General features: G+C 60.8%; 20 protein-coding genes. 12 read left to right on the top strand and 8 right to left on the bottom strand.

Annotated features, from left to right (window positions below; genetic code table 11):
* Window positions 1-23 precede the first annotated feature (23 nt).
* From pepP to gcvH, 8 genes are all read left to right on the top strand, one after another.
* Complete coding sequence (gene pepP, locus ACA074_RS26825) at window positions 24-1,358, top strand: Xaa-Pro aminopeptidase (RefSeq protein ID WP_187678203.1); 1,335 nt, start codon at window positions 24-26, stop codon at window positions 1,356-1,358.
* On the top strand, window positions 1,355-2,542 hold the full coding sequence (ubiH, locus tag ACA074_RS26820) for a 2-octaprenyl-6-methoxyphenyl hydroxylase (protein WP_497615570.1): 1,188 nt from the start codon (window positions 1,355-1,357) through the stop codon (window positions 2,540-2,542). Before pepP ends, ubiH begins: the two co-directional genes overlap by 4 nt.
* Window positions 2,535-3,020, top strand: a complete 486-nt coding sequence (locus tag ACA074_RS26815; RefSeq protein WP_187678201.1) for a DUF4442 domain-containing protein — start codon at window positions 2,535-2,537, stop codon at window positions 3,018-3,020. The genes ubiH and ACA074_RS26815 overlap by 8 nt, the downstream gene beginning before the upstream one ends.
* 9 nt (window positions 3,021-3,029) lie before the next feature.
* Window positions 3,030-4,247: a 2-octaprenyl-3-methyl-6-methoxy-1,4-benzoquinol hydroxylase gene (locus ACA074_RS26810; RefSeq protein WP_497679350.1), complete on the top strand. Its 1,218-nt coding sequence runs from the start codon at window positions 3,030-3,032 to the stop codon at window positions 4,245-4,247.
* 110 nt (window positions 4,248-4,357) lie between these two features.
* Entirely contained in the window at window positions 4,358-5,362 is a 1,005-nt protein-coding gene (locus ACA074_RS26805) for an extracellular solute-binding protein (RefSeq protein ID WP_497678082.1), read from the top strand.
* Window positions 5,363-5,513: 151 nt separating this feature from the next.
* Complete coding sequence (locus ACA074_RS26800) at window positions 5,514-7,130, top strand: ABC transporter permease (RefSeq protein ID WP_489880601.1); 1,617 nt, start codon at window positions 5,514-5,516, stop codon at window positions 7,128-7,130.
* 155 nt (window positions 7,131-7,285) lie between these two features.
* Entirely contained in the window at window positions 7,286-8,368 is a 1,083-nt protein-coding gene (gcvT, locus tag ACA074_RS26795; protein ID WP_187678198.1) for a glycine cleavage system aminomethyltransferase GcvT, read from the top strand.
* Between the two features lie 48 nt (window positions 8,369-8,416).
* Entirely contained in the window at window positions 8,417-8,800 is a 384-nt protein-coding gene (gene gcvH, locus ACA074_RS26790) for a glycine cleavage system protein GcvH (RefSeq protein WP_401264480.1), read from the top strand.
* Between the two features lie 150 nt (window positions 8,801-8,950).
* On the opposite strand, the gene ACA074_RS26785 is transcribed toward gcvH, so the two are convergent.
* The gene (locus ACA074_RS26785; protein ID WP_489880602.1) at window positions 8,951-10,093 is read right to left on the bottom strand and encodes a DegT/DnrJ/EryC1/StrS family aminotransferase; all 1,143 of its coding nucleotides are present in this window, start codon (window positions 10,091-10,093) and stop codon (window positions 8,951-8,953) included.
* A 158-nt stretch (window positions 10,094-10,251) separates the two neighbouring features.
* Here ACA074_RS26785 and gcvP point away from each other — a divergent pair, with 158 nt between their 5' ends.
* The gene (gene gcvP, locus ACA074_RS26780) at window positions 10,252-13,125 is read left to right on the top strand and encodes an aminomethyl-transferring glycine dehydrogenase (protein WP_497678081.1); all 2,874 of its coding nucleotides are present in this window, start codon (window positions 10,252-10,254) and stop codon (window positions 13,123-13,125) included.
* A gap of 130 nt (window positions 13,126-13,255) precedes the next feature.
* Here the strand turns inward: gcvP and ACA074_RS26775 are convergent, their stop codons facing one another.
* The 5 genes from ACA074_RS26775 to ACA074_RS26755 all read right to left on the bottom strand — a co-directional run bounded on the left by ACA074_RS26775 (window position 13,256) and on the right by ACA074_RS26755 (window position 17,315).
* Window positions 13,256-13,576: a DUF2388 domain-containing protein gene (locus tag ACA074_RS26775; protein WP_169843014.1), complete on the bottom strand. Its 321-nt coding sequence runs from the start codon at window positions 13,574-13,576 to the stop codon at window positions 13,256-13,258.
* Between the two features lie 65 nt (window positions 13,577-13,641).
* Window positions 13,642-14,085, bottom strand: a complete 444-nt coding sequence (locus ACA074_RS26770; protein WP_187678195.1) for an NfeD family protein — start codon at window positions 14,083-14,085, stop codon at window positions 13,642-13,644.
* 3 nt (window positions 14,086-14,088) lie between these two features.
* Window positions 14,089-15,009, bottom strand: coding sequence for an SPFH domain-containing protein (locus ACA074_RS26765; protein WP_064116343.1), 921 nt, complete (start codon window positions 15,007-15,009; stop codon window positions 14,089-14,091).
* A 91-nt stretch (window positions 15,010-15,100) separates the two neighbouring features.
* On the bottom strand, window positions 15,101-16,885 hold the full coding sequence (gene tfpB, locus ACA074_RS26760; RefSeq protein ID WP_401264475.1) for a type IV pilus assembly ATPase TfpB: 1,785 nt from the start codon (window positions 16,883-16,885) through the stop codon (window positions 15,101-15,103).
* Between the two features lie 91 nt (window positions 16,886-16,976).
* Complete coding sequence (locus ACA074_RS26755; protein WP_497658291.1) at window positions 16,977-17,315, bottom strand: ACT-like domain-containing protein; 339 nt, start codon at window positions 17,313-17,315, stop codon at window positions 16,977-16,979.
* Window positions 17,316-17,441: 126 nt separating this feature from the next.
* On the opposite strand from ACA074_RS26755, the gene ACA074_RS26750 reads away from it, so the two are divergent.
* Window positions 17,442-17,912: an Lrp/AsnC family transcriptional regulator gene (locus tag ACA074_RS26750; RefSeq protein WP_007913818.1), complete on the top strand. Its 471-nt coding sequence runs from the start codon at window positions 17,442-17,444 to the stop codon at window positions 17,910-17,912.
* Between the two features lie 148 nt (window positions 17,913-18,060).
* Here the strand turns inward: ACA074_RS26750 and ACA074_RS26745 are convergent, their stop codons facing one another.
* Entirely contained in the window at window positions 18,061-19,431 is a 1,371-nt protein-coding gene (locus ACA074_RS26745; RefSeq protein WP_187678191.1) for a CYTH domain-containing protein, read from the bottom strand.
* 156 nt (window positions 19,432-19,587) lie between these two features.
* Here ACA074_RS26745 and argE point away from each other — a divergent pair, with 156 nt between their 5' ends.
* Together argE and argA are read left to right on the top strand one after the other, a co-directional pair.
* Window positions 19,588-20,733 (top strand): acetylornithine deacetylase, encoded by a 1,146-nt coding sequence (gene argE, locus ACA074_RS26740; protein WP_489880606.1) that lies wholly within the window; start codon window positions 19,588-19,590, stop codon window positions 20,731-20,733.
* Between the two features lie 239 nt (window positions 20,734-20,972).
* A complete protein-coding gene (argA, locus tag ACA074_RS26735; RefSeq protein WP_095186912.1) occupies window positions 20,973-22,274 on the top strand; it encodes an amino-acid N-acetyltransferase in 1,302 nt (433 codons plus the stop codon).
* Between the two features lie 116 nt (window positions 22,275-22,390).
* Here the strand turns inward: argA and tauA are convergent, their stop codons facing one another.
* Window positions 22,391-23,380, bottom strand: coding sequence for a taurine ABC transporter substrate-binding protein (gene tauA, locus ACA074_RS26730; protein WP_497615563.1), 990 nt, complete (start codon window positions 23,378-23,380; stop codon window positions 22,391-22,393).
* Window positions 23,381-23,547: the final 167 nt, after the last annotated feature.

Raw genomic sequence — 23,547 nt, 5'->3', positions numbered from 1 at the left:
GAGCCAGGGAAAGCCATCTGCCCATGACCCATATCCCGAAAGCGGAATACAGCCGTCGCCGCAAGGCCCTGATGGCGCAGATGGAACCCAACAGCATCGCGATCCTGCCCGCCGCCGCGGTTGCTATCCGTAACCGCGACGTCGAGCACGTCTACCGTCAGGACAGCGATTTTCAGTACCTCAGCGGGTTTCCCGAGCCGCAAGCCGTCATCGTTTTGATGCCCGGCCGCGAGCATGGGGAATACGTGCTGTTCTGCCGTGAACGCAATGCCGAACGCGAATTGTGGGACGGCCTGCGCGCAGGGCAGGAAGGCGCGATCCGCGACTTCGGCGCCGACGACGCCTTCCCCATCACCGACATCGACGACATCCTGCCGGGCCTCATCGAAGGGCGCGACCGGGTGTATTCGGCGATGGGCAGCAACCCTGAATTCGATCGGCATTTGATGGACTGGATCAACGTGATCCGCTCCAAAGCGCACCTCGGCGCCCAGCCGCCGAATGAATTCGTTGCCCTGGATCATCTGCTCCACGACATGCGCCTGTATAAATCGGCGGCAGAAGTGAAGGTGATGCGCGAGGCTGCGCGAATCTCGGCCCAGGCCCACATCCGCGCGATGCAGGCCAGTCGTCCCGGGCTCTACGAGTACAGCCTGGAAGCCGAACTCGATTACGAATTCCGCAAGGGCGGGGCGAAGATGCCGGCCTATGGCTCGATCGTCGCGGCCGGGCGCAATAGCTGCATCCTGCATTACCAGCAGAATGACGCGTTGCTAAAGGACGGTGATCTGGTGCTGATCGACGCCGGTTGCGAGATCGACTGCTACGCCAGCGACATCACTCGCACCTGGCCGGTCAACGGCAGGTTTTCGCCCGAGCAGAAAGCGATCTATGAATTGGTATTGGCTTCGCAGGAAGCCGCATTCGCCGAAATCGCCCCGAACAAACACTGGAACCAAGCGCACGAAGCCACGGTGCGAGTGATCACCACCGGGTTGGTGAAACTGGGGCTGTTGCAAGGCGACGTCGACGAGTTGATCGCGACGGAAGCCTATAAAGCCTTTTACATGCACCGCGCCGGCCACTGGCTGGGCATGGATGTACACGACGTCGGCGAGTACAAGGTTGGCGGCGAATGGCGCGTGCTCGAGGTCGGCATGGCGCTGACCGTGGAGCCGGGCATCTACATCGCCCCGGACAATCAGAACGTAGCGAAGAAATGGCGCGGCATTGGCGTGCGCATCGAGGACGACGTGGTAGTGACCAAGACTGGCTGTGAAATCCTGACCAACGGCGTACCGAAAACCGTCGCCGACATCGAAGCACTGATGGCGCAAGCGCGGACACACGCGGCATGAGTCGAGTCAATCTGGCAATCATCGGTGGTGGTCTGGTCGGCGCCAGTCTGGCGTTGGCCTTGCAGGCCGGGGCCAAGGCCCGTGGCTGGAAAATCGTCTTGATCGAACCGTTCGCCCCCGGCAACAGTTGGCAGCCGAGCTACGATGCGCGCTCGTCGGCGCTGTCCTTTGGTTCGCGGCAAATCTATCAGCGGTTGGGCGTGTGGCAGGAAATCTCCCGCCGCGCCGAGCCGATCAAACAGATTCACGTCTCCGACCGTGGCCGCTTCTCCACCGCGCGTTTGTCGGCGATGGAAGAGGGTGTGCCGGCGCTTGGCTATGTGGTGGAGAACGCCTGGCTCGGCCAGTGCCTGTGGCAACACATTGATAAAGATGTGATCACTTGGCGCTGTCCGGCAGAAGTCACGCGCATGGAGCCGCTGCCTGATGGTTATCGCCTGACCCTCAACGATGAAACCACCATTGAGTGCGACCTCGCGGTGCTCGCTGATGGCGGCCGTTCGGGGCTGCGCGAGCAGTTAGGCATCAACGTGCGCAAACGTCCGTACAACCAGAGTGCGTTGATCGCCAACATCACCCCGAGCGAAGCGCACAACGGCATGGCCTTCGAGCGCTTCACCGACGACGGGCCGATGGCACTGCTGCCGCTGCCGGAAAACCGCTGCGCATTGGTCTGGACCCGTTTGGGCATGGACGCGCAACGTCTGGCCGACTTGAGTGAGCGCGATTTTCTCAGTGAATTGCAGGGCGTGTTCGGTTACCGCCTCGGCACCCTGAAACAAGTCGGCGCGCGGCATTTGTATCCGCTGTCGCTGGTGGAAGCTGAAGAGCAAGTGCGTTCGCATCTGGCCGTGCTCGGCAACGCTGCGCACAGCCTGCATCCGATTGCCGGGCAGGGTTTCAACCTGTCCCTGCGCGATGCCGATGCTCTGGCCGCCGCGTTGCTGGCCAGCGACAAACCGCCGGGCGACTTCGCCACGTTGCAGGCGTATCGCGAGCGTCAGCGTCTGGATCAAGACCTCACCGTGGGCTTCTCCGATCAGGTCACGCGCCTGTTCGGCAGCACCCAGCCGCTGGTCTCGCTGGGTCGCAACATCGGCCTGCTCGGTCTCGATCTGCTACCGCCGGCCAAGCGCTGGTTCGCCCGTCAGGCCATGGGCCTGGGAACACGCCCGGATGCGTAACTGGCTGATCCGTACGTTCGGCAAGGCGCGGTTGATGCGTTGGATCATGACGTTCTATCCGCCCTACCTCGGCGCCGGTGTGCGTGTGCGACACATCAGTGATGACTTTCGCGATGTACAGGTGTCGATGGGCCTGGGCTTGTACAACCGCAACTACGTTGGCACCCAGTTTGGCGGCAGCCTGTACTCGATGGTCGATCCGTTTTTCATGCTGATGCTGATGGAAAACCTCGGGTCGCGTTACATCGTCTGGGACAAGGCCGCCGACATCGATTTCATCGCGCCGGGCAAAGGCCCGGTGTTCGCCCGATTCAACATCGACGAGACCTTGCTCGACGAGATCCGCCGGCAGACCGCCAATGGCGAGAAATACCTGCCGCAGTTGCAGGTCGATATTCATGACGGCGCCGGCAACCTTGTCGCGCGGGTCGGTAAAACCCTTTACGTGCGGCTCAAGCCGCAAGCGAGACAGGCTTAAAGCATGGAAATGCGCGCAGATCTGCTGATTGTCGGAGCCGGAATGGTCGGCAGCGCCCTGGCGCTGGCGTTGCAGGACAGCGGGCTGGAAGTCCTGCTGCTCGACGGCAGCCCTTTGAGCGTCAAACCGTTCGATGCTCAAGCGCCATTTGAGCCGCGTGTCAGTGCGCTGTCGGCGGCCAGCCAACGCATTCTCGAACGCCTCGGCGTGTGGGACGGCATCGCCCAGCGACGCAGCAGTCCGTACACCGACATGCACGTCTGGGACGGCAGCGGCACCGGGCAGATTCACTTTTCGGCGAGCAGTGTGCATGCCGAGGTACTCGGCCATATCGTCGAAAACCGCGTGGTGCAGGATGCCTTACTCGATCGTTTGCACGATTGCGATCTCGGCATGCTGGCCAACGCGCGGCTGGAGCAGATGCGCCGCTCCGGTGACGACTGGCTGCTGACCCTGGCGGATGGTCGCAAATTGCGCGCGCCGCTGGTAATCGCGGCGGATGGCGCCAACTCGGCAGTGCGTCGCCTGACCGGCGTCGCCACCCGCGAGTGGGATTACCTGCATCACGCCATCGTCACCAGCGTGCGCAGCAGTAAACCGCATGAGATGACTGCGTGGCAGCGCTTTACCGATCACGGGCCGCTGGCATTCCTGCCGCTGGAACGCGACGGGCAGCAGGATTGGTGCTCGATCGTCTGGTCGACCACGCCGAGCGAAGCCGAGCGTTTGATGGCGCTGGGTGAGGCGGACTTCTGCCGTGAGCTGGAGCGTGCCTTTGAGGGTCGCCTCGGCGAAGTCATCAGTGCTGATCCGCGACTGTGCGTGCCGCTGCGTCAGCGTCACGCCAAGCGTTATGTGGCCGAAGGGCTGGCGCTGATCGGCGATGCGGCGCACACCATTCACCCGTTGGCCGGTCAGGGCGTGAACTTGGGTTTCCTCGACGCCGCGGTGTTGGCCGAAGTGCTGTTGCAAGCGGTCGAGCGTGGCGAGCGACTGGCAGATGTGAAGGTGCTGAGCCGTTACGAGCGTCGGCGCATGCCGCACAATTTGGCGCTGATGGCGGCGATGGAAGGCTTCGAGCGCTTGTTCCAGGCTGATCCGCTGCCGGTGCGCTGGTTGCGTAATGCCGGGTTGAAGCTGGTGGAGCAAATGCCTGAGGCCAAGGCGTTGTTTGTGCGCGAAGCACTCGGGTTAACCGGCGACCTTCCGGCGCTCGCTAAACCCTAAGGTCTACATTTGTGCAACATCTGGTAACTCCTTGGGAAAGTGTTCGATTGAGAAGCTAAATGTGAGTCCTTATCATTTGACCCACATTTCCCGACCGAGAGACCACTCCCATGTTGGCACCCAAGCGTCTTCTGACCGCACTGGCCTTGACCCTGATCGGCAGCACCACTGCCCAGGCCGCCGACGAGGTGGTGGTTTACTCTTCGCGTATCGATGAGCTGATCAAACCGGTGTTCGATGCCTACACCGCCAAGACCGGGGTGAAGATCAAGTTCATCACCGACAAGGAAGCGCCGCTGATGCAGCGCATCAAGGCCGAAGGCGAAAACGCCACCGCTGACCTGCTGCTGACCGTCGACGCCGGCAACCTCTGGCAGGCCGAGCAAATGGGCATTCTTCAGCCGTTCACCTCGAAAACCATCGACACCAACATTCCCGCGCAATACCGCTCGTCCACTCACGGCTGGACCGGTCTGAGCCTGCGCGCGCGTACCATCGCTTACTCCACCCAGCGCGTGAAGCCGGGCGAGTTGACCACCTACGAAGCGCTGGCCGACAAGAACTGGGAAGGGCGCCTGTGCCTGCGCACGGCGAAAAAGGTCTACAACCAGTCGCTGACCGCGACCATGATCGAAGTCCACGGCGCCGAGAAGACGGAAAAAATCCTCAAGGGCTGGGTCAACAACCTGTCCACCGATGTGTTCTCCGACGACGTCGCGGTGCTGGAAGCGATCAACGCCGGGCAGTGCGATGTCGGCATCGTCAACACTTACTACTACGGCCGCCTGCACAAGCAGAAGCCGGAGCTGCCGGTGAAACTGTTCTGGCCGAACCAGGCGGATCGCGGCGTGCACGTCAATCTATCGGGCATTGGCCTGACCAAACATGCACCGCACCCTGAAGCGGCCAAGGCTTTGGTCGAGTGGATGACCACGCCCGAAGCGCAGAAAATCTTCGCTGACGTGAACCAGGAGTTCCCGGCCAACCCGAAGGTTGCGCCTTCGGAAGAAGTGGCGGCGTGGGGCAAGTTCATTGCCGACACCTTGCCGGTGGAAGTGGCGGGCAAGCGTCAGGCCGAGGCGATCCGGATGATGGATCGGGCGGGTTGGAACTGAGGCTTTTCGTATAATTTGATCGTTCCCACGCTCCGCGTGGGAATGCATCCCTCGACGCTCCGCGTCGATTTGCTGAAACCGTGACGAGCAGCGTCACAGGATGTGTGCCCACGCAGAGCGTGGGCACAATCATTTGAACGAGATAGTTTCCTTGGCCCACCCCGCCCAACGCCGCTGGTACCCCATCGTCTTCGCCATCGCCGCGTTGGTGCTGTTGCCCCTGAGCGTTCTGCTGCTCTCATGGCAAACCATCGATCAACAGATCTGGTCGCACCTGTGGGAAACCCAGATGCCGCGCCTGTTGGGCAACACCCTGACGCTGGTACTCGGCGTCGGCATCGGTGTGACGCTGCTCGGTGTCAGCCTCGCCTGGCTCACCAGCCTCTGCGAATTCCCCGGCCGACGCTGGCTCGACTGGGCACTGATGCTGCCGTTCGCCATTCCTGCCTACGTGCTGGCGTTTGTCTTCGTCGGCCTGCTGGACTTCGCCGGCCCGGTGCAAACCCTGCTGCGCGAATGGTTCGGCACTGGGCTGCGCCTGCCACGCGTGCGCTCCACCGGCGGTGTGATCGTGGTGCTGGTGCTGGTTTTCTATCCCTACGTCTACCTGCTGGCGCGCACTGCGTTCCTTGCTCAAGGCAAAGGCCTGATGGAAGCCGCGCGGGTGCTTGGCCAGTCGCCGTGGCAAGCGTTCTGGCGTGTGGCGTTGCCGATGGCGCGTCCGGCCATTGGTGCGGGTGTGGCGCTGGCGCTGATGGAAACCCTCGCGGATTTCGGTGCGGTCTCGGTGTTCAACTTCGACACGTTCACCACCGCGATCTACAAAACCTGGTACGGCTTTTTCAGCCTGTCGAGCGCGGCGCAACTGGCCAGCCTGTTGCTGCTGGTGGTGATGCTGGTGCTCTACGGCGAACGTCGCGCGCGCGGGGCCAATCGGGCTAGCAACGAGCGGCCGCGAGTCAAGGCGTTGTATCACCTGCGCGGATTAAAGGCGTTCGCGGCAATGAGCTGGTGCGGATTGGTATTCGCCTGCGCCTTCGTCATTCCGCTGCTGCAACTGATCGTGTGGTTCTGGCAGCGCGGTCGCTTTGATCTGGACGAGCGCTACGCCGGGTTGATCCTGCATACCTTGTATCTGGGCGGGATGGCTGCGCTGATCACCGTCAGCGTCGCGTTGCTGCTGGCCTTCGCCCGACGGCTGGCGCCGACCCGGGCGATCCGCTCAGGCGTCAGTGTGGCCAACCTTGGCTACGCCTTGCCGGGGTCGGTTCTGGCGGTATCGATCATGCTCGCGTTCAGTTATCTGGATCGCGAACTGGTGATCCCGCTTTCCGGCTGGCTCGGTGGTGCCGGCAAACCGCTGCTGCTCGGCAGTCTGGCGGCGTTGCTGATGGCGTATCTGGTGCGTTTTGTTGCCGTTGCTTATGGCCCGCTGGAAAACAGTCTGGCGCGTATACGGCCGTCTTTGCCCGAAGCGGCACGTAGCCTGGGTGTCAGTGGGCCGCGACTGTTTTTCAAAGTGTATCTGCCGCTGTTGCTACCCGGCACCCTGAGTGCGGCGTTGCTGGTGTTCGTCGATGTGCTCAAGGAAATGCCTGCGACCCTGCTGATGCGCCCGTTTGGCTGGGACACGCTGGCGGTGCGCATCTTTGAAATGACCAGCGAAGGCGAGTGGGCGAGGGCTTCGCTGCCGGCATTGACGCTTGTCTTGGTCGGACTATTGCCGGTCATTGGCCTGATCCGCCGCTCGGCGCATCGAAACACTTAGTCGTCAGTCCTGAATCATGCGGCTACAATGCGCGGCATTCGGTGCGGTTCGTCTGACAGATCTGTTCGCTGGGATTGGCTGAAAGCCCTCTATTTCAAGGCTTTCACCCGTGCAGCGGCTGTCCGCACCCTCGCCACGCCCGGAAGGAGAAACCCATGGGACAGCGTACGCCTCTGTATGACCTGCATCTCGCCCTTGGCGCGAAGATGGTCGATTTTGGCGGTTGGGACATGCCACTGCATTACGGCTCGCAAGTCGAGGAGCACCACGAAGTGCGCCGCGATTGCGGGGTGTTCGATGTTTCCCATATGACCGTTATCGACGTCACCGGTGCCCAGGCCAAAGCCTGGCTCCAGCATTTGCTGGCCAATGACGTCGAACGCCTGCACCGCCCCGGCCGTGCCTTGTACAGCACCATGCTCAACGAGCGTGGCGGCATCGTCGACGACATGATCGTCTACCGCCTCGACGACGGTTATCGCCTGGTGGTCAACGCCTCCACCCGCGATCAGGATCTGGCGTGGATGCAGGCGCAGCTCGGCGGTTTCGACGTGCAATTGCACGAACGCTCGGAGCTGGCGATGCTGGCCATTCAGGGGCCGCAGGCCCGGCACAAGATTGCCGAGCTGGTGACCCAGTCCCGCGCCGCGCTGATCCAGCACCTCAAGCCTTTCGAAGCCCACGCCGACGGCGACTGGTTCATTGCCCGCACCGGCTACACCGGTGAAGATGGTCTGGAAATCGCCCTGCCGGCCGATCAGGCGCCGGCGTTCTTCAACGATCTGGTCGGTGCAGGCATTTCCCCGATTGGTCTCGGCGCTCGGGACACCCTGCGGGTGGAAGCCGGGATGAACCTCTACGGTCAGGACATTCATCAGGATGTTTCGCCGCTGGCTTCGAACATGGCCTGGAGCATTGCCTGGGAGCCAGTCTCGCGTCAGTTCATCGGCCGCGCCGCGCTAGAGGCGGAAAAAGCCGCCGGCGTTGCGCACAAACTGGTCGGTCTGGTGCTGGAAGAGCGGGGTGTTTTGCGCGCTCATCAAGTGGTTCGCATCGCCGATGTTGGCGAAGGGGAGATCACCAGTGGTAGTTTCTCTCCTACGCTAAGCAAATCGATTGCTCTGGCGCGTGTTCCGATGGCAACCGCCGACCGCGCCGAAGTGGAAATCCGTGGCAAGTGGTATCCGGTACGAGTGGTCAAACCGACCTTCGTTCGCCATGGCAAAACTTTGATCTAACCTTTCCCGGCGGGCACGACCGCTGACAATTTCTCGAGGACACCGAAGATGAGCGATATCCCTGCCGAACTGCGTTTTGCCGAAAGTCACGAATGGGTACGTCTGGAAGCCGACGGCACCGTCACGGTGGGCATCAGCGATCACGCGCAGGAAGCGCTGGGTGATGTGGTGTTCGTCGAGCTGACCGAAGTGGGCAAAGTGTTTGCTGCTGAAGATCAGGCCGGTGTGGTCGAATCGGTGAAAGCCGCTTCCGATATCTACTCGCCAATCGCCGGTGAAGTCATTGCAGTCAACGAAGAGCTGAGCGGCTCCCCGGAATTGCTCAACTCCGACCCGTACGGCGCCTGGATCTTCAAGCTCAAGCCAAGCAACACCGCTGATCTGGAAAAACTGCTCGACGCCGCCGCCTACAAGGCTGCCATCGGCGAGTAAGCCTGTGGCGAGGGGATTTATCCCCGATGGGGGCGAAGCCGCCCCCAAGTGCTGCATCGGATTATCAGGCAGACCCAGTGCGGTGGATTACGACGGCTGCGCCGCCGATCGGGGATAAATCCCCTCGCCACAGTTGCGTGTGCCTGCCTGTCAGGCGTGGTGCAGTACGGCTTTTACGGCGGCCACCGAGCGCTCGACATCGTCTCTGCTCATGGCCGTGAACATCGGCAGCGACACAATCAGCCGTCCAACCCGTTCCGCCACCGGTAACATACCTTCCTTGAAACCGCGTTCGCGGTACAGGCTCAACAAATGAATCGGCGGGTAGTGATAGCCGATCCCGATTCCCCGCGCCTGCATCTGCTCCATGAACGTCGCCCGCGCCGGCAGGCCATCCTTGCGCTCCGGCAAGAGCAACTGAAACAGGTGCCAGTTGCTGTTCTCGAAATCCGCCGGCGGCAGTTGTGCGCCATAGGTGCTTTCGAAGTCCTCGCCGAAACATTTGAAATAGTGCCGGGCCAGTTCACGCCGATGGGCGGTCAACGCATCGATATGGGCAAATTGGCCAAGGCCGATGGTGGCTGCGATATCGGTCATGTTGAACTTGCCACCCAGCACATCAACGTCCAGACCGTCGAAGCCATTGCGGGTGACGCCCTGCAAGCGGTATTTCTCCGCCAGCCTTGCTTCCTCGGGCGTGTTCAGCACCAAGCAACCGCCCTCGGCGCAGGTCACGTTCTTGTTCGCCTGAAAGCTGAACGACACGAAGTCTCCAGTGGCGCCGATGCGCTGGCCATTCCAGCCCGAACCCAAGGCCTGCGCCGCGTCTTCGACAATGCGCAGATTGTGTTTGCGGGCGATGGCGTACAGGCGATCCATGTCCACCGGCAAACCGGCCAGATACACCGGAATAATCGCTTTGGTGCGCGGTGTGATGGCTGCTTCCAGTTGGTTCAGATCGATGTTGCGGGTCACCGGGTCGATATCGGCAAACACCGGTGTGGCTCCGACCTCAAGAATCACGTTGGCGGTGGCCACCCAGGAAATCGGCGTGGTGATCACCTCGTCGCCCGTGCCGATGCCGGCGATGCGCAAGGCGATTTCCATGGTGCAGGTGCCGGAGTTGAAGGTGCGAACCGGACGCCCGCCGAAATATTCCGACAACTGCGCCTCAAAGGCCTGAACCTTGGGGCCGCTGGTGATCCAGCCGGAGCGCAGCACCTCGCCCACGGCGGCAATCGTGGCTTCATCAATGACCGGTTTGGAAAATGGCAGAAAGGGCAATTGGCTCATCGTGCATTGATCGTCCGCTGGTTGGGTGCCTGGGGCCGGCGCGCCACAGCATGGCCCGAAACCGCCGCTCGCGCCAAGCCGTGCGCACCGATATCGGCTGCTATGCTGGTTTGACCGTGCTGCATTGACGCCGAGCGCCAGCCAAGAGAGAGCCCGTCATGTCCCAGTTGCCGTCCCTGAGCCAGTTACGTGATCCCGAAGCCTTCCTGCGCCGTCATCTCGGCCCCGATGCCGCCGAGCAACAGGCGATGCTCGACAGCCTCGGCCTCGGCAGCCGGGCCGAGCTGATCGAACAGACGGTGCCACCGGGCATCCGCCTCAATCGCGCACTGGATCTGCCGCCAGCGTTGGATGAGCAAGCCGCGCTGGCGAAACTGCGCGGGTATGCCGAGCAGAATCAGGTCTGGACCAGCCTGATCGGCATGGGCTATCACGGCACCCTCACGCCGACCGTCATCCTGCGCAACGTGCTGGAAAACCCCGGTTGGTACACCGCGTACACGCCCTACCAACCGGAAATCGCCCAAGGCCGGCTCGAAGCGCTGCTGAATTTCCAGCAACTGACCATCGACCTCACCGGCCTCGAACTGGCCAACGCCTCGCTGCTCGATGAAGCCACCGCCGCCGCCGAAGCCATGGCGCTGGCCAAGCGCGTTGCCAAGTCGAAGAGCAATCTGTTTTTCGTCGATGAGAACTGCCATCCCCAGACCATTTCCGTGGTGCAGACCCGCGCCGAAGGCTTCGGTTTCGAAGTGATCGTCGACGCTGTCGATAACTTGAGGCAGCACCAGGTGTTCGGTGCGCTGCTGCAATATCCTGACAGCCATGGTGAGATCCGGGATTTGCGGCCATTGATTGATCATTTGCATGCGCAGCAAGCGCTGGCCTGTGTTGCCACCGATCTACTGAGTTTGCTGTTGCTCACACCGCCAGGCGAACTGGGCGCCGATGTGGTGTTCGGTTCATCCCAACGCTTTGGCGTGCCGATGGGCTACGGCGGCCCGCACGCCGCGTTTTTCGCCAGTCGCGAGGAATACAAACGGGCAATCCCCGGGCGGATCATCGGTGTGTCGAGAGACGCTCGGGGCAATGTGGCGCTGCGCATGGCCCTGCAGACCCGCGAGCAACATATTCGCCGCGAAAAAGCCAATTCGAACATCTGCACGGCGCAGGTTTTGCTGGCCAATATCGCCAGTTTCTATGCGGTCTATCACGGGCCGGAAGGCTTGAAACGCATCGCCCAGCGCGTGCATCGGCTGACCTGCATTCTGGCTGCCGGTCTTGAGCGCCACGGCATCAAACGGGTCAACGCGCAGTTTTTCGACACGCTGACGCTGGAGGTTGGCGGCGCGCAAACTGCGATCATCGAAAGTGCCCAAGCCGCGCAGATCAACCTGAGAATTCTGGGCCGTGGTCGAGTCGGCCTGAGCCTCGATGAAACTTGCGATGAGAACACCGTAGCGAAGCTGTTTGATGTGTTGCTCGGCGCTGATCATGGGCTGATCGTCGACGATCTTGACGCTGAGGCACTGGTTTGCGGCATTCCCGAAAACCTCCAGCGCAAGACGCCTTATCTGCGCCATCCGGTGTTCAATGCCCATCACAGCGAAACCGAGATGCTGCGTTATCTCAAGCAGTTGGAGAACAAGGATCTGGCGCTCAACCAGTCGATGATCCCGCTGGGCTCCTGCACCATGAAACTCAATGCCACCAGCGAGATGATCCCGATCACCTGGCCGCAGTTCGCCCATCTGCATCCGTTTGCGCCGCGAGAGCAGGCAGTCGGCTACACGTTGATGATCGAAGAACTGGAGCGTTGGCTGTGCGCGATCACAGGGTTCGATGCGATCTGCATGCAGCCAAACTCCGGCGCACAGGGTGAGTACGCAGGGTTGCTGGCGATCCGCAAATATCACGAGAGCCGCCAGCAGGGTACGCGGGACATCTGCCTGATTCCGTCCTCGGCCCACGGCACCAACCCGGCCTCGGCGCAGATGGCGGGGATGCGTGTGGTAATCGTCGAGTGCGATGAAGCGGGGAACGTCGATCTGGAGGATTTGAAGGCGAAGGCCGCCGAAGCCGGGGCCCGGTTGTCGTGCCTGATGGCGACCTATCCATCGACCCACGGCGTGTACGAGGAGGGCATCAGCGAAATCTGCGAGGTTATCCACCAGCACGGCGGTCAGGTTTACATGGACGGCGCGAACCTCAACGCACAAGTCGGGCTGGCGCGGCCGGCGGACATTGGCGCCGATGTGTCGCACATGAATTTGCACAAGACTTTCTGCATTCCCCATGGCGGCGGTGGGCCAGGGATGGGGCCGATCGGGGTTGGCGCGCATCTCGCTCCGTTCGTCGCCAATCATCCGGTGGTGCCGATCGACGGGCCGCTGGCGCAGAACGGCGCGGTCAGCGCGGCGCCGTGGGGCAGCGCAAGTATTCTGCCGATCAGCTGGATGTACATCGCCATGATGGGCTCGCAACTGGCGGACGCCAGTGAAGTGGCGATTCTGGCGGCGAACTATCTGGCGCAGCATTTATCTGGAGCGTTCCCGGTGCTTTACACCGGGCGCAACGGGCGGGTGGCCCATGAATGCATCCTCGATCTGCGGCCGTTGAAGGCACAGACCGGCATCAGCGAAGAGGACGTCGCCAAGCGTTTGATGGATTACGGTTTCCATGCGCCAACCATGTCATTCCCGGTGCCGGGGACATTGATGGTCGAACCGACCGAGAGTGAATCGAAGGCTGAACTGGACCGGTTCATCGGCGCCATGTTGAGCATTCGTGCAGAAATCACCGAAGTTCAGAACGGCAACTGGCCGGCGGAAGACAACCCGCTCAAACGTGCGCCGCACACGTTGGCGGATGTCACCGGAGTCTGGGAGCGGCCCTACAGCATCGAGCAAGGCATCACACCGGATGCGCATACCAAGGCCCACAAGTATTGGCCGGCGGTGAACCGGGTGGATAACGTTTACGGGGATCGCAATCTGTTTTGCGCTTGTGTCCCCGTGGACGATTACCGCTGAAGATCAAAAGATCGCAGCCTTCGGCAGCTCTTACAGGGACGGGTGTAGGAGCTGCCGAAGGCTGCGATTTTTTGATTTCGTCCCAAAAAAAATGCCGCTCATATGAGCGGCATTTTTGTGGGCGAAAGGCTTACTCGGAAGCCACGGCGTTCTTCGCCAGAATCGCATTCGCCAGTTCCATGTCCGTCGCTTGCAGGCCCGGGTTGTCGGCGCGGACTTTCTGCATCGCTGCTTCCAGATACGGCCCACGAATGCCGCCATCGCTGGCAACGAAGCTGCCGGCATCATCCTGCGCAGCGACGATCAGCTTGTGATCCTTGAAGGTCAGGTAAGTCGAGCCAGTGGTGGCGCCGGACGAAATGACGTTACGCCAAAAGCTGTCGGCCATCGCTGAACCAACGGGAAGGGACAGCAAGGCCAGAGTGGCGACAGCAAGTTTGAGACGCATGATTTAGGTGACTCCTGGGGGTTAACTACGGCGTTGGATCGTCATTTACCGATCCGGTTCCATGCACACTAATCGGCACGTTCCACCAGGAATATCACGCCTTGTTGTCCCGTTACGCGAACGCGCTCGCCGACCGGTGTGTCAGGCCCACGGGCAATCCAGACGCCATCTGCAACTTTGATTTTGCCGCGGCCGTCGACGATCGCCTCGCTGACCACAAACACTTTGCCGATCAGCTCCTGGCCCCGCAGATTCAGATTCGGTTGATCGCTGCGGCGCACGGCAGTGCGTTGGCGTCGCCACCAATACAGCGCGGTCAGGATCGAAAACAGCGCAAACAGCACCAGCTGGATTTCCCACGGCAGCGTCGGCAGGACAAACGTCGTGACGCCGACTGCAGCGGCGGCCATGCCGATCCACAACAGGTAACCGCCAGCCCCGAACACTTCAAGAATGAGCAACACAGTGCCCAGCCCCAGCCAGCTCCAGAAAGTGAACAGTTCAGCTGGCATGGCTCAGGCCTTCTTGCCGTCGAAGGTCGCTTTGACGATCTCGCCGATGCCACCCACTGCACCGATCATCGAGCTGGCTTCCAGTGGCATCAGAATGACTTTGCTGTTGTTGGCCGAAGCCAGCTTGCCCAGCGCGTCGATGTATTTCTGCGCGACGAAATAGTTGACCGCCTGCACGTTGCCGCCAGCGATGGCTTCGGACACCACTTTGGTCGCCTGGGCTTCGGCTTCGGCCTGACGCTCCCGGGCTTCGGATTCAAGAAACGCCGCCTGACGGCTACCTTCGGCTTCCAGAATCTGTGCCTGCTTTTTGCCCTCTGCGGTGAGAATCGCCGAGGCTCGCAGGCCTTCGGCTTCGAGGATTTGCGCGCGTTTGATTCGTTCGGCCTTCATCTGGCCGGACATTGCAGCCATCAGGTCGGCAGGCGGGCTGATGTCCTTGATTTCGATCCGGGTGATCTTGATGCCCCACGGTGCGGTGGCTTCGTCCACGGTGCGCAGCAGTCTTTCGTTGATGTTGTCACGCTGGCTGAGCATGGCGTCGAGTTCCATGGAACCGAGCACGGTGCGGATGTTGGTTTGCAGCAAGTTGCGAATGGCGTGTTCGAGGTTGTTTACCTCGTAAGCGGCCTGGGCCGTGTTCACAACCTGGAAGAAGCACACGGCATCGATCTGTACCGTGGCGTTGTCGGCAGTGATGACTTCCTGCGGTGGGATATCCAGCACGCTTTCCATCACGTTGATCTTGCGACCGATGCGATCCATCACTGGAATGATGATGTTAAGGCCCGGTTTAAGGGTGTTGGTGTAGCGACCGAAGCGCTCGACCGTCCACTCGAAACCCTGTGGCACGACTTTGAAACCCATGAACAGGATGGCGATTGCCAGGGCCACAAACAGTAAAAGCACACTTCCGGTTTGCATAACGATTCCTTGTTGGATGGATCAATAGAGTTGCAATGGCGCAAGTGTAACGGCGTGGCCCGGGGTTAAGAACCGCTTGATGGCAATTTGGCTATTTCTGCTCGCTTTGCGGCGTCACCCGCAACACCTCCTCAATCGTCGTCAGCCCGGCCGCAACTTTCTGTGCACCCGAAAGACGCAAGCTGCGCATACCCTCCTTGAACGCCTGGCGACGGATCGCCGTGAGGTCGGTGTCGGGGGTGATGAAGGCCTTGAGGCTATCACTCAGTTGCATGATTTCGTAGACCCCGGCGCGGCCGCGATAACCGGTGTCGCGGCACTCCACGCAGCCGATCGCGCGTTGTGCATTGTTCGGCAACGGCGCCTGCCAAGGACGGGTCAGGGTTTGCCAGTCTTCTTCGTCCAGGGTCAGCGGTGCCTTGCAGTGCGGGCACAAGGTGCGCACCAGTCGTTGCGCCATCACCCCGAGAACGGTGGCTTTGATCAGATAGTGCGGCACGCCGAGTTCCAGCAAGCGGCTGATCGCGGAGGGGGCGTCGTTGGTGTGCAAGGTCGATAGCACTAGGTGACCGGTCAGCGCCGCCTGAATCGCCATTTCGGCGGTTTCGAGGTCGCGAATCTCGCCGATCATGATGATGTCCGGGTCCTGCCGCATCAGTGCGCGCACCCCGGCGGCGAAGCTCAGGTCGATGTTGTGTTGAACCTGCATCTGGTTGAAGGCTGGTTCGACCATCTCGATCGGATCTTCGATGGTGCAGAGGTTGACCTCCGGCGTCGCCAGTTTTTTCAGCGTGGTGTAGAGCGTGGTGGTCTTGCCCGAACCGGTGGGGCCGGTAACCAGAATGATGCCGTTGGGCTGGCGGGTCATGTCCTGCCAGCGGCGCAGGTCGTCAGTTGAAAACCCGAGCTGATCGAAATCCTTGAGCAGCACTTCGGGGTCGAAGATCCGCATGACCATTTTTTCGCCGAACGCGGTGGGCAGGGTCGACAGGCGCAATTCGACTTCGCCACCGTCCGGGGTCTTGGTCTTGACCCGGCCGTCCTGAGGTTTGCGCTTCTCGGCGACGTTCATCCGGCCGAGGCTTTTCAGGCGGCTGACAATCGCCATGGTCACCTGCGGCGGGAATTGGTAGACGTTGTGCAATACGCCGTCGATGCGAAAACGCACGGTGCCTTGCTCGCGGCGCGGCTCGATATGGATATCGCTGGCGCGCTGCTGAAAGGCGTACTGGAACAGCCAATCGACGATGTTGACGATGTGCGCGTCGTTGGCATCCGGCTCCTGATCACTGGCGCCGAGATTGAGCAGTTGTTCGAAGTTGCCCAGATTGCCGCTCTGCTGATCGGCGTTGCTGGCGCCGCTGACCGATTTGGCCAAGCGGAAAAACTCGACACTGAAACGCTGTATGTCCGCCGGGTTGGCCACCACCCGCTTGACCGGCAGCTTCAGGACGTGAGTCAGGTCGGCTTCCCAGCCATTCACGTAGGGCTGGGCGCTGGCCACGGTCACCGAGTCGCGGTCGACGGCGACGGCGAGAATCTTGTGGCGTTGGGCAAAGGCATAGGACATCAGCGGCGTGATGGCGGCGACGTTGATCTTCAGCGGGTCGATGCGCAAATACGGCTGCCCGGCCTGTTGCGCCAGCCACAGGGTCAGGCTTTCCAGATCGAGGTGTTTGCCCGGTCGGCTGAGGTCGTCCAGTTGTTGGCCGGCGATGAACTCCAGCGGATGCTTCTGGCCATGTGCGGCGTGGCGACGACGGGCATTCAGCGCCTGTTCCGCCGAGTCCTGGCTGATGAAGCCTTGGGCGACCAGTTCACGCAATACATCGTTGAGTTCCAGCCAGCGGTCCTGAGTGGCGAGTTGAACGGACATGCGGGCTTCCTTTTGAGCGACATTGCGCAAAGGATAGTCGTGGCCCCGCAGACCGTTGGGCCACTACCCGACGAAGCCGTTGCCGGATTTTTCAGCCGGCCGCTTGCGCCGGCGCATCCCACACCGTGTCGGCGTTTTGCAGATTCACCGAGCAGACGCTGATCAGGTTACGAAGTTTTTCCGCAATCACTTGGGCGCGGTGCCAGCTCAAACCGCTCATCACCAGGTCGATCGACAGCATGTCATCCAGCCGCTGCACGTTGACCTGCTCGGGCGTGAGGAATTGCAGCGCGAATAAATTCAGCACCCGCACCAGCACATCCGGCTCGGCCTCGGCGAGGATCTGATACTGCGCCAGGCAGTGGGCGTTGCTGACGTTCCAGACGTCGGCGCGGGTCGGACTGGTGTTGACGGCTTCGAGGTGGGGCATGGCAGGTCTCCAAAATCACAGGAGGAATTTTTACATTCGGTGCCGGGTATTTCTTATCTATGATGGGCGTTATTGGCGAATGATCGAATTGATCAATTCGTAAGATGGTTAATTAGAGGTTTTCCTATGCATAGCGAGCTGGACAGCTACGACCGCAAGATTCTCGCCCTGCTGCAAGAGGACGCTTCTCTTTCGAGTGCGCAGATCGCCGAGCAGGTGGGACTGTCGCAATCGCCGTGCTGGCGGCGGATTCAGAGGATGAAAGAAGAGGGGATCATTCGCGGGCAGGTGACGTTGCTGGATCGCAAGAAAATCGGCCTGAACACGCAGATTTTTGCCGAGATCAAACTCAATGCGCACGGGCGTTCGAACTTCACCGAATTCACCGAGGCGATTCGTGGGTTTCCGGAAGTGCTGGAGTGTTATGTGCTGATGGGCGCGGTGGATTTTCTGTTGCGCATCGTCGCGGCGGACATCGAGGCGTATGAGCGGTTCTTCTTCGAGAAGCTGTCGCTGGTGCCGGGGATACAGGAAGTGAATTCGATTGTGGCGTTGTCGGAGATCAAGTCCACCACCAGTTTGCCGGTACTGCGCTGAAAGCCTTTGTGGTGAGGAGATTTACTGTGGTGAGGGGATTTATCCCCGATGGACTGCGGAGCAGTCCCAGCTTTCTAATAAAAGCGGGCCGCTTCACGACCCATCGGGGCGGTGCGACGTTTCGATAAATCCCCTCACCACAAAGTAATCACATACGCAGCAGCATTTTCCACGCACGATTCTGATAAACGGCAATCGCCTGCTGCTTGCGCGCATCGAGCAGTTCGTCAGTGATCGTCGGCTCGTTGGCCAGTTGTGCCAGTTTGTTCAGCTCGCCGTACAGGCGATCCATTTCCGGGATCTCCAGCACGTTACGCGCGTGGTGCAGCCAGACCTGAATGCGCTCGATACGCGGCAGTTGCTCAGCCAGATCTTCCGGCTGCTGCTGATAGCGCTGCAATTGCAGGGAGGTGGCTTCTTCGCCCAGCATGCGCGGCAACCAACTGTGCAGTTGCGCGGCGCCCTGACGGTTGCCACGAGTGTTGCGCTCGGCAGTCCAGGTGCGAGCCAGTAACCAGCGGGACGCGTTCAGCGAGAACAGGCCCCAGCGCGGATCTTCCAGTTCTTCGAGGAATTGCTCCGGCGCGGCTTTGCGCACGTCTTCATCTTCGATACCGGCCTGAACCAGCGGGCGCCAGTCTTCCAGCAGTGCATCGAGGGCCACACGCAGGTCGTGGGTCGACGGACGCGGTGCGGCCTGGCCGAGGCTGCTGAGCAGGGCGCGCATTTCGGCGAGGTTCTCGACCCAGTCCAGCAGCAGACGCCAGTGACCGTTGAAACGGTATTGCTCAGCCAGACGCTGGCTGCTACCGAGCAAATGCCAGCACAGCGCGGCGAATGCATCGTCCAGCTGGGTTTCGGTCGTCAGTTGTGGCGCCGGCAGGCTCAGCGAGTAGCTGTTGGCGTCGTAAAGACGATAGCCGCGCTCGGCCTTGCTGATGTCGCACGGCATCAGGGCCAGGGTTTCAGCCAGTTCGGCGGCCAGCTCCAGCAGCGCGGCAGGCTCGCCTTCGCGCAATTCCAGTTCCAGCTCGCAGATTTCTTCTTTCTGTTTGCCGACCACGACGTGGCCCAGATCCAGAGCGGCTTCGATGACCACTTTGGCCTTGCCGCGGCCCCAGGCGATTTCGGCGCGCTCGCGGACGAAATCGGTGGTGAAGATCGGCTTCAGGGTTTTCTTGTCCAGCTCGGCCAGCGACTCGGGCCAGCATTCGCCGTCGAGTTTCTTCACGTCGAGTTTGGCTTTGGGCAATTTCCAGTCGTACTCGTTACGCTCGGACAGACCGGCGACGCTTTGGCCGCGAGTTTTGAGGGTCTGAATCACCTCATCGCCATCCTTGCGCAGGCGCAGGGCGACTTTGGCCTGGGCCAGGTCACGCTCTGGAGTGTCGAAGTACTGGTTCATCAACTCACGGCGTTCCCAGCCATTTTTGTTGCGTTTTTTCAGTAACGGGTGCTCGCGCAGGGCAGCGAGGGTTTCGCGGCTGACGCGGAGTTTGATTTCGGTTTCTTTCTGCATGGCCGGAAAATCCAGGATCGGGAGCGCAGCCGGGGGAATGTGTGGCTGCCAAGGCCGTGCAGTGTACAGGACTGATTCGTCCTACGCCCTGCGGCGGTTTATTCCTGGCGCCGGATGGTTCTATGATGGACCTCAATTCGGGAGTTGGAGTCAGCGATGCCTTTGCCGTCCATGAAAGACCAGTTCGCCGCGCTGATTGCTGCGCCGTCGGTCAGCTGCACGCAACCGAGCCTGGATCAGTCCAACCGGCCCGTGATCGATTTGCTCGCCGGATGGTTGGGTGATCTGGGCTTCAGTTGCGATATCCAGCAGGTCAGCCCCGGAAAATTCAACCTGCTCGCCAGTTTCGGCAGCGGCCCCGGTGGGCTGGTGCTGGCCGGGCACAGCGACACGGTGCCGTACGACGACGCGCTGTGGCAGACCGATCCGTTGAAACTCACCGAAGTCGATGGCCGTTGGGTTGGCTTGGGCAGTTGCGACATGAAGGGCTTCTTCGCCCTGATCATCGAGGCCGTGCAACCGCTGCTCGATCAGCCGTTCAAGCAACCGCTGCTGATCCTCGCGACCTGCGATGAAGAAAGCTCGATGTCCGGCGCCCGTGCGCTGGCCGAGGCCGGACGTCCGCTAGGCCGTGCTGCAGTGATCGGCGAGCCGACCGGGCTCAAACCGATCCGCATGCACAAAGGCATCATGATGGAGCGCATCGACATTCTCGGGCAGAGCGGCCACTCGTCGGATCCGCGCCTGGGCCATAGCGCCCTCGAAGCCATGCACGATGCCATCGGTGAACTGCGTGGTCTGCGCCTGCTGTGGCAGCGCGAATTCAACAATCCGCAATTCAGCGTGCCGCAACCGACGATGAACTTCGGCTGCATCCATGGCGGCGATAACCCCAACCGCATCTGCGGCCAGTGTTCGCTGGAGTTTGACTTGCGACCGCTGCCGGGCATGGACCCGAAAGTCCTGCGTGCCGAGATTCTGCGTAAGCTCAAACCGGTTGCCGAGCGGCATCAGGTGAAGATCGATTACAAGCCACTGTTCCCCGAAGTGCCGCCGTTCGAGCAGGCTGAAGACGTTGAACTGGTGCGGATAGCGGAAAAACTCACAGGCCACAAGGCTGAAGCGGTAGCGTTCGGCACCGAAGCGCCTTATCTTCAGCGCCTTGGCTGCGAAACCATCGTGCTCGGCCCCGGCGACATCGCCTGTGCGCATCAGCCCGGCGAGTACCTTGAAATGTCACGTTTACAGCCTACCGTGCATCTATTGCGACAGCTGATTGAACATTACTGCCTGAAGAATTGAACGCATTCCTTGTAGGAGCTGCCGAAGGCTGCGATCTTTTGGTTTTGTTTTGAAGATCAAAAGATCGCAGCCTTCGGCAGCTCCTACAGGGGCAAGCCGTTAAATTAGCGGTTACCCAACCCGTATTCATGAGGAGAGCGCGCGTGTCGCCAAGCCTGTTCCGACGATAACCATCAGCCCGCTGTGCGTTTTCCGTTTCGCCCTTTTTCCCGGCTGCTCTTTATTACAGGCCCAGGTTCATGCCCGAATACGTCAATTGGCTTCGTCACGCGTCTCCTTATATTAATGCCCATCGCGACTGCACCTTTGTCGTCATGCTGCCCGGCGATGGGGTGGAGCATCCGAACTTCGGTAACATCGTTCACGACATCGTGCTGCTGCACAGTCTCGGCGTGCGTCTGGTGCTGGTCCACGGATCGCGCCCACAGATCGAAACCCGCCTCGCCGCGCGTGGCCTGACCCCGCATTACCACCACGGCATGCGCATCACCGATGCCGCGACCCTTGAGTGTGTGATCGACGCGGTTGGCCAGTTGCGCATCGCCATCGAAGCACGGCTGTCGATGGACATGGCCTCATCGCCAATGCAGGGCTCGCGCCTGCGCGTGGCCAGCGGCAACCTCGTCACCGCGCGCCCGATCGGCGTACTTGAAGGCGTCGACTATCACCACACCGGCGAAGTGCGTCGGGTCGATCGCAAGGGCATCAATCGTCTGCTCGACGAGCGCTCCATCGTGCTGCTGTCGCCACTGGGCTACTCGCCGACCGGTGAGATTTTCAACCTCGCCTGCGAAGACGTCGCCACCCGCGCCGCCATCGATCTGGGTGCCGACAAGCTGCTGCTGTTCGGCGCTGACCTCGGCTTGATCGACGAGAACGGCAGGCTGGTGCGCGAACTGCGCCCACAGCAAGTGCCGGCGCATTTGCAGCGTCTGGGCAGCAGCAACTATCAGGCGGAACTGCTGGATGCCGCCGCCGAAGCTTGTCGTGGCGGCGTGGCGCGCAGCCACATCGTCAGCTATGCCGAGGACGGCGCGCTGCTGACCGAACTGTTCACCCGTGATGGTGGCGGTACGCTGGTGGCCCAGGAGCAATTCGAACTGGTGCGTGAGGCGGCGATTGAAGACGTCGGTGGCTTGCTCGACCTGATCAGTCCGCTGGAAGAGCAGGGGATTCTGGTGCGTCGTTCGCGCGAAGTGCTGGAGCGCGAGATCGAGCAGTTCAGCGTGGTCGAGCGTGAAGGCATGATCATCGCCTGTGCGGCGCTCTATCAGATTGCCGATTCGGATGCCGGTGAGCTGGCCTGTCTGGCGGTGAACCCGGAGTACCGTCATGGCGGTCGTGGTGATGAACTGCTGGAACGCATCGAGACGCGTGCCCGTGCGCAGGGTTTGAAGACGCTGTTCGTCCTCACCACCCGCACCGCGCACTGGTTCCGTGAGCGCGGGTTCGAACCGAGCAGCGTTGAACGTCTGCCTGCGGCGCGGGCGTCGCTGTACAACTATCAGCGTAATTCGAAGATCTTCGAAAAAACCCTTTGATCCTGATCAGGAGCTCTGTAGGCGCTGTCGAGTGAAACGAGGCTGCGATCTTTTGACCTTGTTTATAAAAAGACAAGATTAAAAGATCGCAGCCTTCGGCAGCTCCTACAGGTTTTTTATTCAGCTACGAACTTCGCGCTGACATAAGGCGAGTAATCCGTCAGCACCGTCTCAACCTTGCCCTGTTCCTTCAGAAACTTCGCCGTCTCCCCGATCGCCTTCGCCGTGCCGCCGTCCAGCAGCGCAGTAGTTTTCTGTGCCTTGGCATCAGGAAATGCAGAACCGGCCAGTAACTCAGGAACATCAACCGCGTTGGCACCGGTCAGTTTGGCGATTTTTTGCACAGGCTCGGAGTCAGCCGTCCAGCTGTCTTTATGCGCCGCATAGTCAGCGAACGAGTCCAGTGTGACCTTGGCAAATTTGGCCACGACCTCAGGATGCTTCTCGGCGAAGTCCTTTCGCGCGACCCAGACTTCGAAGGTTGGAGCACCCCACTGGCCGACCTGTGCGGCATCGGTCAGGGTCTTGCCGGTCTTGCGGATTTCACCCAGTGCCGGCGACCAGACAAAGGCGCCATCAATATCCCCGCGCTTCCAGGCCGCCGCGATTTCCGCCGGTTGCAGGTTCACCACTTTGACTTTTGAAGTGTCCAGGCCCCAGTGCTTGAGTGCGCCGAGCAGGCTGTAGTGAGAGGTGGACACGAAGGGCGTGGCGATGGTTTTGCCCACCAGATCCTGCGGGTTGTTGATGCCGCTGCCGTTGCGCACCACCAAGGCTTCGGCGGCGTTGATCTGTGCCGACACGATGAAGGCAACAATCGGCAAGTTGCGCGAAGCGGCTGCAGCGAGGGGGCTGGAACCGAGGTTGCCGATCTGCACATCACCGGAAGCAATGGCTGTCACAACTTCCGGGCCACTGTTGAAGCGACGCCAGTCGATCTTCTCGCCAATGGTTTTCTCGTAGACGCCGTCGGCCTGAGGCACTTTGCTCGGGTCGATCCCGGTCTGGTAACCCACAGTAAGGTTGGCGGCGTGAGCGGAAAAAGAAATCAGTGCCGACACACAAACTGTAACAAATTGACTAGATAGTGCGCGTTTGGCCATCATGGCGTCGCCTTTTCGATAGGGTTTGACGTTTTTGGGTTGCGCCAAAGCTAATCGATCTAAAAAAAGGCTAACAAATACCATTTAGGAATGAGCTTAGTCGCCGATACGCTGTATCCCGGCATTGATGGCCACTTACTGGCCATATTCCGAAATGATATGAAAAAGAA

Source organism: Pseudomonas sp. LBUM1655 (assembly GCF_059716085.1).
This window is presented reverse-complemented; position numbering and strand designations above follow the sequence as displayed.

What these genes read in the sequence shown, in the direction of transcription:
- ACA074_RS26785 (WP_489880602.1), bottom strand. Translation starts at nt 10,093, where the DNA reads ATGAGCCAATTGCCCTTTCTGCCATTTTCCAAACCGGTCATTGATGAA.
- ACA074_RS26810 (WP_497679350.1), top strand. Translation starts at nt 3,030, where the DNA reads ATGCGCGCAGATCTGCTGATTGTCGGAGCCGGAATGGTCGGCAGCGCC.
- ACA074_RS26750 (WP_007913818.1), top strand. Translation starts at nt 17,442, where the DNA reads ATGCATAGCGAGCTGGACAGCTACGACCGCAAGATTCTCGCCCTGCTG.
- tfpB (WP_401264475.1), bottom strand. Translation starts at nt 16,885, where the DNA reads ATGTCCGTTCAACTCGCCACTCAGGACCGCTGGCTGGAACTCAACGAT.
- gcvH (WP_401264480.1), top strand. Translation starts at nt 8,417, where the DNA reads ATGAGCGATATCCCTGCCGAACTGCGTTTTGCCGAAAGTCACGAATGG.
- tauA (WP_497615563.1), bottom strand. Translation starts at nt 23,380, where the DNA reads ATGATGGCCAAACGCGCACTATCTAGTCAATTTGTTACAGTTTGTGTG.
- ACA074_RS26805 (WP_497678082.1), top strand. Translation starts at nt 4,358, where the DNA reads ATGTTGGCACCCAAGCGTCTTCTGACCGCACTGGCCTTGACCCTGATC.
- pepP (WP_187678203.1), top strand. Translation starts at nt 24, where the DNA reads ATGACCCATATCCCGAAAGCGGAATACAGCCGTCGCCGCAAGGCCCTG.
- ACA074_RS26745 (WP_187678191.1), bottom strand. Translation starts at nt 19,431, where the DNA reads ATGCAGAAAGAAACCGAAATCAAACTCCGCGTCAGCCGCGAAACCCTC.
- ACA074_RS26755 (WP_497658291.1), bottom strand. Translation starts at nt 17,315, where the DNA reads ATGCCCCACCTCGAAGCCGTCAACACCAGTCCGACCCGCGCCGACGTC.
- ACA074_RS26770 (WP_187678195.1), bottom strand. Translation starts at nt 14,085, where the DNA reads ATGCCAGCTGAACTGTTCACTTTCTGGAGCTGGCTGGGGCTGGGCACT.
- argA (WP_095186912.1), top strand. Translation starts at nt 20,973, where the DNA reads ATGCCCGAATACGTCAATTGGCTTCGTCACGCGTCTCCTTATATTAAT.
- gcvP (WP_497678081.1), top strand. Translation starts at nt 10,252, where the DNA reads ATGTCCCAGTTGCCGTCCCTGAGCCAGTTACGTGATCCCGAAGCCTTC.
- ACA074_RS26765 (WP_064116343.1), bottom strand. Translation starts at nt 15,009, where the DNA reads ATGCAAACCGGAAGTGTGCTTTTACTGTTTGTGGCCCTGGCAATCGCC.
- gcvT (WP_187678198.1), top strand. Translation starts at nt 7,286, where the DNA reads ATGGGACAGCGTACGCCTCTGTATGACCTGCATCTCGCCCTTGGCGCG.
- ubiH (WP_497615570.1), top strand. Translation starts at nt 1,355, where the DNA reads ATGAGTCGAGTCAATCTGGCAATCATCGGTGGTGGTCTGGTCGGCGCC.
- ACA074_RS26815 (WP_187678201.1), top strand. Translation starts at nt 2,535, where the DNA reads ATGCGTAACTGGCTGATCCGTACGTTCGGCAAGGCGCGGTTGATGCGT.
- argE (WP_489880606.1), top strand. Translation starts at nt 19,588, where the DNA reads ATGCCTTTGCCGTCCATGAAAGACCAGTTCGCCGCGCTGATTGCTGCG.